Origin of the sequence: Acinetobacter sp. YH12099 (assembly GCF_013419195.1) — a bacterium.
GTDB lineage: Bacteria > Pseudomonadota > Gammaproteobacteria > Pseudomonadales > Moraxellaceae > Acinetobacter > Acinetobacter towneri.
On the sequence record NZ_VPAP01000015.1, the window covers coordinates 1 to 12,886 of the forward strand.

Genomic DNA, 12,886 nt, shown 5'->3' on the forward strand with positions numbered 1-12,886 from the left:
TTCCATTTTAGAGATTTGTTTAAGATAAGATATAACTCATTGAGATGTGTCATAGTATTCGTCGTTAGAAAACAATTATTGTGACATTATTTCAATGAGTTATCTATTTTTGTCGTGTACAGAGATTTTTTTCAATTTCATTTGCAAATTTCAATTCATCTAATTTATTTTCAGATGTTGAGGCTTCAATTTCTTTAACTTTCTCTGAATTAGTCCAATTATTAATCGTATTTGAATTGGTAACATGAGCGGCGGTAGTTAATGATGTCGCCAGCGCATCAAATCCTTGAGCTATTTCAGCTCCTACCGCACTATCTAAAGCTAAAGATTTTCCTGTCTCAATTGCTAAACGGACTGGGCCTGAAATCATTAGTCCTACCGCAAGTTGAACAGTACCTAAATCAACTCCAGTATCTTCACTAATCTGCTTTATATTATTTCCTAAATCAGCAATATTGCTTAATATCGTCATACCAACTGTGGTTTGGGTCGTAACTTTTGTCTCAATGTCAGTTCCTTTCGCATAAATTACTTCTTGTTCATTTACGCCTATTTTAGGTTGTTTAAAAATCGTTTCTAAACCAACACCAGATTGAGCTAATGTATCTAGTTGACTCTGAATTTCACTAAACTCTTTTGCTGCATAGAAAAAATCTAATTTAGAAAATAAAGCTTCAACTTCTTTTGGCTCTATCCCTCGTTTGAGCAATTCACTTGCAACTTTGTCACCAACTACACCCGTTTCTTTATATTCACTTGGTAAATTGTAAAGCCTTGCCTGAATATTATTTAGTGTTTGTAAAGCCTTATCTTTATACTCACCCGCTGGTAAGGCTTGTGCTAAATTTTCTGCACTTTGACGGAAATTCTCTGGCAAATCCTTCTGTTCTTGAATAATCTCCTGTCGTCCAGCTTCTGTCAGTAATCGATGATCAATCGTTACTGAACCATCCAGCATACCTGTGGTCTGATCACGAGTAATTTCTTGGGTATTGTTGATATCACGGTTGGTGGTATGGTAATCCTCCCATAAATAACCGAAGTTAAAAGCAGAGGTTAAGCAGCCATTAGAGGTGGCTTTCCTTTGTTAGCTTGATGTGGTCTTTCATGGTTGTAATGCCACAACCAGTTTGTTGCATAATCTTGTACTTCATCCAAAGTATCAAATAAATGCTTGCTCAGCCAACTATAACGTATGGTCCGATTATAGCGTTCAATATACGCATTCTGCTGTGGCTTACCCGGTTGAATATATTCAATACGAATACCATGCTCAGTAGCCCAGCGCACAAATTCGTGACTGATAAATTCGGGACCATTATCGCATCGGATCACTAACGGTTTTTCTCTCCACTCCAGCAATTGATTCAACGTACGAATAACCCTGATTGTGGGCAATGAGAACCCTGCTTCAATGGCTAGGCCTTCGCGGCGGTAATCATCAATCACATTCAATAATCGAAACTTGCGACCATCGGAAAGCTGATCATGCATAAAATCTAATGACCAAACCTGATTTTCTCGGATTGGTTCTTTCAATGGTTCAGGCGCATGCCGTTTTAGTCTTCTTCTCGGTTTAATACGCAGATTCAGTGCCAACTCACAGTAAATGCGGTAAACCCGCTTGTGATTCCAGCAGCAACTCTCAACATGCCGTAAATACGAGAAGCACAAACCAAAGCCCCAATCGGAATTTTCCTCAGTGAGTTCAATGAGCTGTTCAGCAATGAGTGCATTGTCATCGCTGAGTTTGGCTTGATAGCGGTAGCAGGTTTCACTAATGCCAAATGCTTTACAAGCCAAACGAATACTAATGGCATGCTGGGCAACTGCCTGTTGTGCCATCTTACGCCGGCAAGATGGCTTTACCACTTTTTTGCCATCGCTTCCTGGATGATTTCGGCCTTTAATCGCTCTTCCGCATACATCTTTTTAAGTCTGGTATTTTCGGCTTCTAGCTCTTTCAGTCGAGCCATTAATGATGTATCCATACCACCATATTTGGCACGCCATTTATAAAAGGTAGCATTACTCATGCCGTGTACACGGCAAAGGGTCGCTACAGGTGTGCCAGATTCTGCCTGTTTCAAGATGGACATGATCTGACTATCAGTAAATTTAGATGTTTTCATGCAGAATCTCCTGCTCGTATCTTAAGAGAAAATTCTACTTTTAGATCCTATTATTTTTAGGGGGGATTACCGTATCTTTCACATTCGTCACAGTACCTTGACCTAAGGTTGCCTTGGTCAGTTGTTCTGTTTCTTGCCCGCTGCTATTGATACCAATGGTCGTTGAACCTTTTGGAGCTGTAGAAGCTTCTTTAGTTCCCTTTTGTGGAATACCAATACTGGTCGATACATTAATTTCAAAAATTAAAATCCTTTAACGTCTTTCCTTTTTCATCCAATAATTTATATACAAAATCAGGTTCAATTTTTAAAAATAACTCAATAACATCATGAATTTTCCAACCATGTATTTCTGGATGATCAATGATTGAAATTAAATGTTCTTTTAAAAATGGAATATATTCTTTGAAGTCCTCATCGATTATTAAACCAAATAAAGAATCTATTCCAAAAGGTTGAGTATTAGCAAGCTCTATTATTTTGACAATATATGGAAACAATTTTTTTCTTGTTAAGGTACCTAGACCATGGTCAGATTTATCAGCCCAATAACGAATAAATGCTCTAAGAACATGTTGCAATGTATCATCATAACCATTTAGCCTATGATCAATAAAACCATTTAATTTATTGTTTTCAAATAATGCAGTTAAAGCATTAAAACCATAATCATCTCCCCAAAATGTCAACAATTTAGCAGCTTGGAATACAATATAGTCATCCGAATTTGTTAATAATTCTCTTAACTGTTCTATACGGCTAACTGAAATATCTTCAGCATCTAAGTCCTCTGCTATATCTGTATAATTGACACTATCAGGAATCTCATTTAATAAGTCTATAATCTTCTGTTCCAACTCTATACTCCTTACAAACTATTTCTTTATGTATTCTGATGGAACACAACCTTTGATTAAGCATTCCCCATCTCTAATAGCATGATTCAAATCTTTATTTGCATCTCTTAATTTATCTCGATTTTTTTTACTAGGATTACGATCATATTTCGCCTGAGCTGCATCGACTTTAGATTGTAATTCCTTTCTAACTTCGGTATGTGTCACAATCTGACTACCAGAAATCTTACCTGCATCAATATCTTCCTGCAATCGCTTCGTATCAATCTTAATTTGCTCACCACCATAATTTTTAGAATCAATAGCTATTGCTGGATCACTTGTTGAAATGTATGGTGTATTCTCAGAATTACCACCTCTAATATGAGATTGAACAGATCCTGTTCCTTCAGGGTTTGCAGCAACCAAATCACCTTTGTCATTTATGTAAGCTTTTGGTTTACCTTTATAATTTTCTGTAGCAGAAAAATCATGATCATTACGAGTAACATAATCAGGAACAGTAGGTTTTACTGATATTTCATCACTATTTTTAGCTTTTCCTTTCCCTGAAATTAGTGTCTCAGCAGCTATACCAACAATAAAAGTAGCACCTAGCTTTGCATTTTGCAGTGATTCCGCATAATTAAGACTTCGTTGAAAATCATCATCGCTTAGTCCAAGCTGTTTCAACTCACTAATTTTTTCAGACCGACTCCAATCATCATATAGACCATCTGAAAGTCCGTAGAGTGATTTTACTAAATGATCTGATACCGCATTTGTAGCATAATCAATATATTCTCCACTAAATTGATTAACTATATATCCTGCTGTTGCTTTTACAGGCCCTCCTAACAACACGCTAGCAGCAAGTTGTATTTTTTCAATGTCAACACCACTATCTACAGAAATTTTTTCTATATTTTTACTAATTTCTGCTGCCGCATGTAAAAATTTAAAACCTAGTAAATCCGTTTCTTTTACAGCAAGAGAACTATCTGTATTTTCAGCTAATATACTAATTAAGGAGTTTGAGTTGACTATTGGTTGCTCTTTAGAGAGCTCAGAATTAAGAATCTGTTCAATGCCACTACCATTCTGACTCAAAATATCTAATTGTTCTTGGACAGCAGATAATTTTTGAATTGCATACCAATAATTATCTGTATCTATAATCTTTTCGACCTCTTTAATTTCAAGACCATTTTTCAATAGCTCCCCTGCAACTTGCTGCCCATATTCCTCTAAACCCTCAAAATCTGCTGGTAAACTATAAAGTTTTGCTTGTATATTATTTAAACTTTGTAAAGCCTTCTCTTTATATTCTCCCTCAGGCATTTGCTTCACAATATTTTCAGCACTTTGACGGAAATTTTCAGGTAATTCCTTCTGCTCTTGAATAATCTCCGCCCGTCCACTCTTACTCAGTAAACGCTGATCAACCGTCACAGAACCATCCAGCATGCCCGTCACTTGGTCACGAGTAATTTCTTGCGTATTATTAATGTCCCGATTGGTGCTGTCTGGGGCATTTGCAACAGTCCCTTGACCCATCGTTGCCTTAGTCAATTGTTCTGTTTCTTGTCCACTGCTGTTAAGGCCAATGGTGGTTGAACCGTTTGGATATTTGGATTTTTCTCCATCTTTGTTGTTCGTGGTTTTGCCTATCGTCGTTGATACATTAAAACCACTGCTACTGTTGTAGTTATGATCTTCTATGTCTTTCAGCGCAAGTTCGCCTGAATAGTTCAGCTTACCGTGATCCGTTAATGTGCCGTCTTCATTCTTCGTCGCATTGGCAATCACACCACCAATACTGGTAATATTTTTAACACCCATCGCATCTAGATCAGCATCGTTCTGCGCATTGCCAATCAGCAGCTTACTAGTGTCATTTACCCATGCACTGTCAATGCTGCCCTTACTTTGGTTATAGCCAGCGCTGATATTGCTGGCTTTACCGTTAGAACCAAAACCTAAGCCAATATTTCCGCCTTTGCTGCTATTACTGCTAGTCTCTGTATCCTGCAAGCTTTCTACATGGATCTGATTTACTTGTAGATTACCTCGGTCAGCGATAGAAACCTCACCGCCCTGAATATTCAGTTTGTCTATTGCACCTTCAGTACGATTCAGCACAACTTCACTATTTACGTGGGTGAGGCTTTCGTTTTGTGATTGGCTGGTTTGCTTGCCTATTGAAGCACTGCCGCCACCGCCATAGGTATAGCTCACACTTTGGCTATTGGTTTTACTATTGCTGTCCTGTTTACTATGCTCGACGCCTGCAGTCACATTGAGGTCTTTGCTGCCATCAAAGGTCGTGGTGCCTGTTGCATTCACTCGGCTGCCTTGGATATTGATGTCTTGGCCTTCTGATTTAAGCTGAAGGTTATTTAAATCTAAGTTGCTACCTTGCCATTGGCTTTGTTCTGTATTCGTGGTCGTCGTAGTTTCAATCCTTTCACCATTGGCACCAATAGTAAAGCCATAGGTTGCACTGCTTGCAGCCGCAGATGCGGCTGCTGCCCCTACAGCAATCTGTGCACTTGCCACATTGGCCGTTGCCATTGCGACATTGGCTTTGCTGTCATCTAAGGCTCCTTTGGTAATTCGACCCGCTGCATAGTCACGTTGTGCTTGGCTATAATCATCTTTAGCTTTAGATAAGGCTTTAGTTGCATCTGCAACAGCTTCTACCGCTAAGATTGCATCTAAATAGGCATTGCGAATGCCGACTTCTGTACTGATGGTTTCAGTATGAGTCTTTTCTTCTGTGGTGGTTTTATTTTCATAACCGCCTATGTTAAGATTTCCTCGACCATGATCAATGATCGTATCACCTGTCGCTGTGATATTTTGGCCGAGGATATCTACACCTTCTGCACCTTGAATTGTTAAATTTTCAGTATTGATATTGCCTGACTTATGCGTTGTGGCTGTAGTTTTAACGGTATTCTCTGCGTCTTCAAGTACAAAGCCGCCCACTCGAATGCTGTCTTTATTCAGCTTAACCCCAAGACCTTGTACCGTTTCTTTGCTGTTTGACGTAACAGTTTTGTGTTGTTCTTCTGCTGCATCGAGCGTGACTTTTTTGCCCGCTAAGACCGTGTTCTGTGCATCAATGTTGCTACTGGTCAGTGTCGTTTGACCTGCTGAACCCACATAGACATTATTGGCACCAAGATCGGTCCCTGTTTGTGTTCTTTGCTCAGTCCGTGTGCTCGATGATTCTCCGATCGTGATCTTCGGTGCTTTTAATCCCGGAGCTAAAGCCTCAATACCCGCTAAGCCAACAGCAGTCACTTTCATTAAGTCTTTGGCAATGCCACGATAACCTTTTTGGGTTTCATCCCATTGCTGATCATTGGTTTCTAATGTCGTCAGACTGACATTTTCGGGCAGGGCATTACCATCTTTGGATTTTAAACTGCCATCCGCTTGGCGTTCGAATTGTTTATTGCCAATATAAATATTGTCTTGAGCTTGTATATCATTGGCTTGCAGCTCGATATTTTTACCGGCATTGATATCAACATTTTTGCCAGCTTTGAGCTGTGTTTGTGCAACATCTTCGTCGATATATCCTGATTGACGGTTTTTAAATTGAATTGTATTTTTCTTGGCTGTTTCCGTGCTCTTTATATCAGTATCAATATCTGACAAAAGTTTTACATTGCCTTGGTTTGCCGTAATTTGAATGCTGTCTTTCGCACCAGCTTGCAGGTGCGTGGCTTGAATATCTCCTGTTTGGCTATTGATCAGGATATTGCCACCCGATTGGATGTCGGTTGCAATCGATTGACTGGTCGAAGATTGGATTTTTTTATCTGTTGTAGAGAAGCCACCTTTTTCTTGGGCTGCAAGCTGAGAACTGCGTTCATCTCGTCCATTTTCGATCAAGACATTTTGTCCAGCATCAATCACTACATTGCCCGACGTACTGTTCAAGGTGCTGGCTTTAATCTGAGTATTGGCACCACTTTGCAGGGAAATATTTCCTTTCGCCTGAATCTGCGTCCCTACATCTCGACTCGAAGCATTCAGAATCTGATCCTTGTCACCTGCTGAGCTTAAATCACTGCGACTGACATTCACCGTAGAAAGATTCAGGTCTTGTCCCGCTTGGATCGCAATGCTACCTTGGCTTTGTAGATCTGATGCAGTCAGATTGATATTATTCTTGGCATTGGCAACCAGCTGACCATCCGCATCTTGTACATACAGCCCAGCAACACGGCCAATGTTTTCAGCGCTAAATTCACTTAAACCGTGCTTATTTTCAGTTTTAATCGTCGTGGTGATGTTGTTAATGTCTCGGCCCGCATCAAGGGCAAGGATTTGATTGGCGGTCATTGTCCCACCAATATTATTGATATCGGTGTGTGCTGTCGCAAAGACATCTCGACCTTGTATTAAGCCACCCACGTTATTAATGTTATTGGCTTCAAGACTCACCAATTGGCGTCCAGCAATACTGCCTTGGTTGTTTAAATCCCCACTCAGTTTTAAATTGACCGTCTCGCCTGCAATCAAGGCACCTTTGTTGTTTAAGTCCCCCGACTGTACCGCAACATACACTTTCGGTACCAAGACTTGGATTTTTTCGCCATCAACGGTAATGGTTTCTGTCACCAGCCACACCATATCACTGGTCAATCGAGCAATCTGTGCTTCTGAGAGCTTCACTCCAACACTTAAATTAAGATCTTTGGCAGCACTTACCCCAGAATCCATCAAGGCTTTGAATTGATCCTCGAAGTTCGTATAACCATCTAAATAAACTTGACCCGTCAGTTGTGCAATTTGGTCATTGACCAGTTTTTGCTCGTAATAACCATCCCCTAAACGTTTTTGCATATTTTGTGGGTTGGTCGTGAACATTTGCAGCATGTAATCACTGCCTAACCAATTTTTATAATTGGTAAAGGCATCGCTGCTTTCAATCAAAGGGCGGTTATTATTTTCTTTATTAACGCTGTATAAGGATTGCAGCGGTAAGCTGAGTTCTGAGGTATCACCATTTAATGTGCCTTGGTGAGCACCATCATATTTCACCACATCAAGTTTTATTGGCGTTACGATATCAGCTGGATTATAGGGTTTAACACTGTTCCACTTACTTCGTTTACTTGTACCTAATGTATTCCAACCTACATAGTGATACTGTGATGTCCCCGTTTTAATCACACGATGCTCACCCTCAGCATCAATATTATTCACTTCATTTTGTTCAATATTAATGCCTTTCGTCGCTAGAATTTGGCTCTTGTCATTGGTCAGGCTTTGGCCTTTTAGCGTCAGTGTGCCACCTGAAATAATCTCCGCTGGTGCACTGGAATCCACATAGTGTTGGGTTTCGTACTGGTTGTAGATATATCGGGTATAGTCTTCATATTTTTGACCATCCAGATAAATGCTGTCATAACTGCCACGACCTGTAATATGCGATGAATCAAGAATTTCAGCGCTTCCAGCACCTTGATAAGCGGTCACATCTTTGCGGGTTTCTGGTATTTCTTTGACACTTGAACTGAAATGCAAATTTCGGTTGGTCAAAATATCCACGCCTAAGTACATATCACCCACGGATTGAATACGTGCACTGGCATTGTCTAATAATGCGGCAGAGCCTTCTGCCATATGGTTTGCATTGAGTTGTCCACCAACAGTCAGCGCACCTTCGCTGGCAATTAAGGCTTGTTCTCGGTTTTCAATTTTTCCGCCTGCAATATCTAAGCGTTGACGTGCCGCAATCGTGCCTGCTTTGACATCGCCATTGGTTTGCTGTTCTGCATTGAGAAGATGCGCGGCTTGCAGGGCAATATGGTCACCATAGATTTGACCTGTACCCACGTTTTGGATGCCTTGACTGGCATCAATACGAGTTAAACCTTGGCTATTAATGAGGCCGGTATTGTTGACGTTTTCAGCCTGAATGCGTTGATCGCCTAGACTTAATATCTTGCCATTATTGTTTAAATCTTTTGCTTGAAGATTTAAACTCGCTGGGGTGCTATCGACTTTATTTTCTGCAACTACTGCACCGCTATTTTGCAGCTCGCCATTGGCACTGATTTTAATATGCCCGGCTGAAGCAAACACTTGCCCTGCATTGTTAATCCCAACCCCTTGTTCGGTACTGATTAAACTGATTTTGCCCGCATACATTCCGCCTAAGTGACTGGTATCAATGGCAAACTGTGGCACAGTGCCTGCCAACCCCGAAGCCGCCTGTATCGCACCAGCCTGCGGATTAACTTCAATATCATTTTGTCCAGCAACCACCGTCAATTCTTTAGCCCAAATCCCCGCATTGATCTGTGCAGCACGGCTGAGTAACTGGGTATAGTCGGCTTTACTGGCATCCAAGCCCTGACCTGTGATGTTAATCACCCCGTCACGGACTTGATAACCTGTCACTTGTCCATTTTGAATATTCGGATTGGCGGTACTTAAAGTCACCCCACCTGCATTGATAAAACCGCCACCATCGACATTAATCCCAGCTTGGTTGGCAATGATCACATCTGCTTTACGTCCACCGACCTCTACATAGCCATTTAAGTGACTTGGATTGCTGCCGTTCACCTGATTAACAATGACTTTGGCTTCACCGCCTGCAAGCCACGGATTGGCTTGGATATAACCCCCAAGCTGCGTTTGAGTATTTTGGCGGCTGTTATTTAAAATGACACCGTTCTGATTCACATCAAATTGCTGGTAGTGATTCACCGATACCCCAGCTTTGCTTGGGGTTTGAATATTCACCTGCGTTGTGCCATTGGCACTGTTCAATATCGTTGGACGCTGATTGCCTGCCGCATTCGAGTCTGCAACAACATTGCTGTGCGATACACCAATAGATGCATTGATCAGGGCAGTGCCTGTAATCAGCATCAATGAAAATGAAAGAACTTTTAAAGCTAAACTTTTTTCAGAAGCAACGACTGGTGTTTCAAGATCAACCGCTTTATTATTCTGTGTTGAGGCTTGTCCTGCAGCTGCGACATTTTCTGCAACAGCAATCATTTCACCACGGGTTTGACTAAAAATCGTTTTATAGCAGTTCTTATTCATTTTTCAATTACCAATGTGTCTTTATTTGGGAGATTTTTTCGCTTTAATACTACGAGCTCATTTTTTAGTTTGTACTTTTCTTTAGATCAGAATGAATAACTGGCACTAAAACCATAATTCAAATCATAATTTTGGAAATATTCAGGCTTCTTGATTGGTTTACCGATAAATATATCGTAGTAAAAAGTGCCACCCACCTTAAATTGACCACGTAGCCCCATCGCACCACCCACAAGGGTTTTACCTAAAAGCCATTGGGCAGATTGACCATCAACATGCCCAGCATCCAAGGCCATATAGAATTGATGTGCGGGAAAAATAGACATGGCTAAATCATTGCGCCAGTAGAAGCCACGGTCTGCTGCTAGGGTTAGGTCACCATCAAAACCGCGTACTGTATACCTTCCACCAATGGAAAGCCGGTCTTGGATGGTCAGCGGGGTGTCATTGTATTGCGCTCTAAAGGCACTTGAGTAGCTATATTGCTGGTTCTCAAATTGGAACGGAACATTCAGATTGGCATCTAGCGTCCAGATCTTCATCCGTGATGTACCTTCGTTCAGCGCTTCCTCAACTGCTGGTAATGAATCGAATGCACCTGTGCCTCGCTTATACCCTAGACTCAAATCCAGCACTGCAAATTGAATATATTCACGATGATCAAGGTTTAACTGCCAACCCGCAACATCTCTGCGCTGTATGGTCAGTTCGGCATCATCAATATAGCTTTTAGATTCTCGATGCCAGCCTTTCAAGGTCGCTGAGGTTTTACGCTTGGCATCCCGATAAAGCAATCGGGTCAAGCCTAAGTCTTGAGTCTGACTTTCTCCATTATAGTTATAGACATTATTGGTGCCTGCAACAGCTTGGTCATAATTGTATCGACTCGCATTGGCGCTGATCAGCCAGTTTTTATAAGGGACTGAATAATGAAGGGCATAGTTATGGGTTCCGCTCTTCACAGTGGTTCCATTTTGATCCGTAATCTCTTGCTGATCTGCTAAGTTACGGCCCATGGTGACGTAAAATAAGTCACTTCTAAATAAAGGGTTATCGACTGAAACGGTGATGTTACCTTGGTATTTACCGGTTTGACGACTACCGGCATCATCAGCACTTAAGGTCACGCGAATTGGAATTTTTCGCTGTTTCCATTTGACGATAACATCACTTTGATTGGGCGCATCTGCAGGAATAATTTGAATATCAGCTTCCGCTGTAGGCAGTCTTTTTAAGTTTTCTAAGCCTTGCTCTAAGTCACGTAAATTGAGAATATCGCCACTCTTCATTGGAAAGATATTTTTGGCATATTGAATTCGGCCTGCTCGGGTATTTTCCTCATCACTTAAATCGAGTTTGATTTCTCGAACTAATCCCGGAATGACGGTGAGTTTTAATACGCCTGTACTTAAGTTTTGAGGTGCAGCCAATATTCGTGTCGTAGTAAAGCCTCGGCCAATGATGATGTTCTGCGTTTGCGTCATCAACAGATTAATTCGCTGCTCACCCATGCATAAACCTGGAGTAAAACTTAAATCTTTTAACGCTTGTTGCACATATTGATCAAAATGCTTACTCATTTCGCCATCAAGTTCAACTGTCTTGATTTCAAAACAATTCTGATCTTCAAGGTCGGTAAGTTGTACAGCTTCTTTTTTTTGGATGACATCTAAATTAACATCACGTTCTGGTTGTATAATTTTTTCTAGTTCTGCTTGGCGCTGCTGGTTTCGAATCAAACCATCTATCGCTGGATCAAATGTTTCTGCAAATGCAAAAGGAGTAACAACAAAACCACCCAAAGTAAGCAAAATACTTTTTAATACTATATTTTTTTTGAACATAAATTTATTGCATGTTAAATTTTGCGCAGAAATTAACAAATAATGACCAAATATTCAATGGTATTTTATTTTTCAATTTCTCCCATTAGATTGTACCCCTCAATAGACACTTAACTTTCATTCTGCAGGACACCTTCACTTGCCACATGTGTCGTTGATAGCCAATCTGACCATTGTTCTTGATATAACTGTACCATATGAGCACTTGGCTGTTTTTTCGTAAGCGTCCGCTGAACACACCTTATGAATTCATCCTATAAGCCTTAATTTAGTCCCCACTTAAAAACAAGTGGGGACTTAAATTTATGACGACAAATAATCAGACATCCATCGCATCTCTAGCGAAAAAACGAAGAACATACAGTGCTGAATTTAAACAGCAGATCGTTCAGGCTTGTAAAGCACCTGACGTTTCAATTGCTTCGGTCGCTTTGCAACATGGATTGAATGCAAATCTTGTATCCAAATGGATTCGCTTATTTGATGGTAAACCAAAGAATGATCGCTCACCACCACCGAATAAACCTGCATTTATTGCCTTATCCTGCTCTGCACCATTAGATCCTATTTCTACTAATATGTTAACGGTTCAAATTGCTTTACCTCACTCAAAAGCAGAAATTGGCTTTGTGATACGGGTCTGATTTTTCTTGATAAGCTGTGGCTCAAATTTACCCTCACGATCTCTAGGGGTATCTAGTTCAAACTCACCATCATCAGTCAGTAGACGCTTCGTTGTGTAACCATTGCGAGCATTTTTACCTGTTCGTGGACTATTCTTTTCGTAACCTAAATGGTCGGTGAGTTCCGCATTAAGGGCAGTTTCAACAGTCAATTTCTTTAAAGCCCGACTAAAATTATTGAGATCGAGTTCGGTTTTTAGGTTCTTGGCTAACTCTTTAGCGAGTGCCAACATTGCTTCATCTTTCATGGTAAACACCTTTTGTTTGACCCCAACAACGTTGGGGGAGTTTAAGCGTTTACATAGTTT

6 protein-coding genes and 1 pseudogene are annotated in these 12,886 nt (G+C 40.6%); 1 reads left to right on the top strand and 6 read right to left on the bottom strand.

Features of this window, described 5'->3' with window-relative positions:
• Positions 1-103: 103 nt before the first annotated feature.
• From FTU39_RS09815 to FTU39_RS09835, 5 genes are all read right to left on the bottom strand, one after another.
• On the bottom strand, positions 104-958 hold the full coding sequence (locus tag FTU39_RS09815) for a hypothetical protein (protein WP_180052102.1): 855 nt from the start codon (positions 956-958) through the stop codon (positions 104-106).
• A gap of 98 nt (positions 959-1,056) precedes the next feature.
• A protein-coding gene (locus FTU39_RS09820; protein ID WP_154320122.1) for an IS3 family transposase occupies positions 1,057-2,132 on the bottom strand; the annotation gives its coding sequence in 2 pieces (ribosomal slippage) (positions 1,057-1,880 and positions 1,880-2,132; 1,077 coding nt in all).
• Positions 2,133-2,368: 236 nt separating this feature from the next.
• Complete coding sequence (locus FTU39_RS09825; RefSeq protein ID WP_154320123.1) at positions 2,369-2,989, bottom strand: hypothetical protein; 621 nt, start codon at positions 2,987-2,989, stop codon at positions 2,369-2,371.
• Between the two features lie 18 nt (positions 2,990-3,007).
• Positions 3,008-10,051: a hemagglutinin repeat-containing protein gene (locus tag FTU39_RS09830; RefSeq protein ID WP_179990510.1), complete on the bottom strand. Its 7,044-nt coding sequence runs from the start codon at positions 10,049-10,051 to the stop codon at positions 3,008-3,010.
• A gap of 86 nt (positions 10,052-10,137) precedes the next feature.
• Complete coding sequence (locus tag FTU39_RS09835; RefSeq protein ID WP_154320126.1) at positions 10,138-11,895, bottom strand: ShlB/FhaC/HecB family hemolysin secretion/activation protein; 1,758 nt, start codon at positions 11,893-11,895, stop codon at positions 10,138-10,140.
• 305 nt (positions 11,896-12,200) lie between these two features.
• Between FTU39_RS09835 and FTU39_RS09840 the strand changes: the two genes are divergently transcribed.
• Complete coding sequence (locus FTU39_RS09840) at positions 12,201-12,539, top strand: transposase (RefSeq protein ID WP_154320127.1); 339 nt, start codon at positions 12,201-12,203, stop codon at positions 12,537-12,539.
• Here FTU39_RS09840 and FTU39_RS09845 read toward each other — a convergent pair.
• Positions 12,524-12,826 (bottom strand): annotated as a pseudogene (locus tag FTU39_RS09845) (transposase); the annotation flags it as partial. The gene FTU39_RS09840 and the pseudogene FTU39_RS09845 sit on opposite strands and share 16 nt — an antisense overlap.
• Positions 12,827-12,886 lie beyond the last annotated feature (60 nt).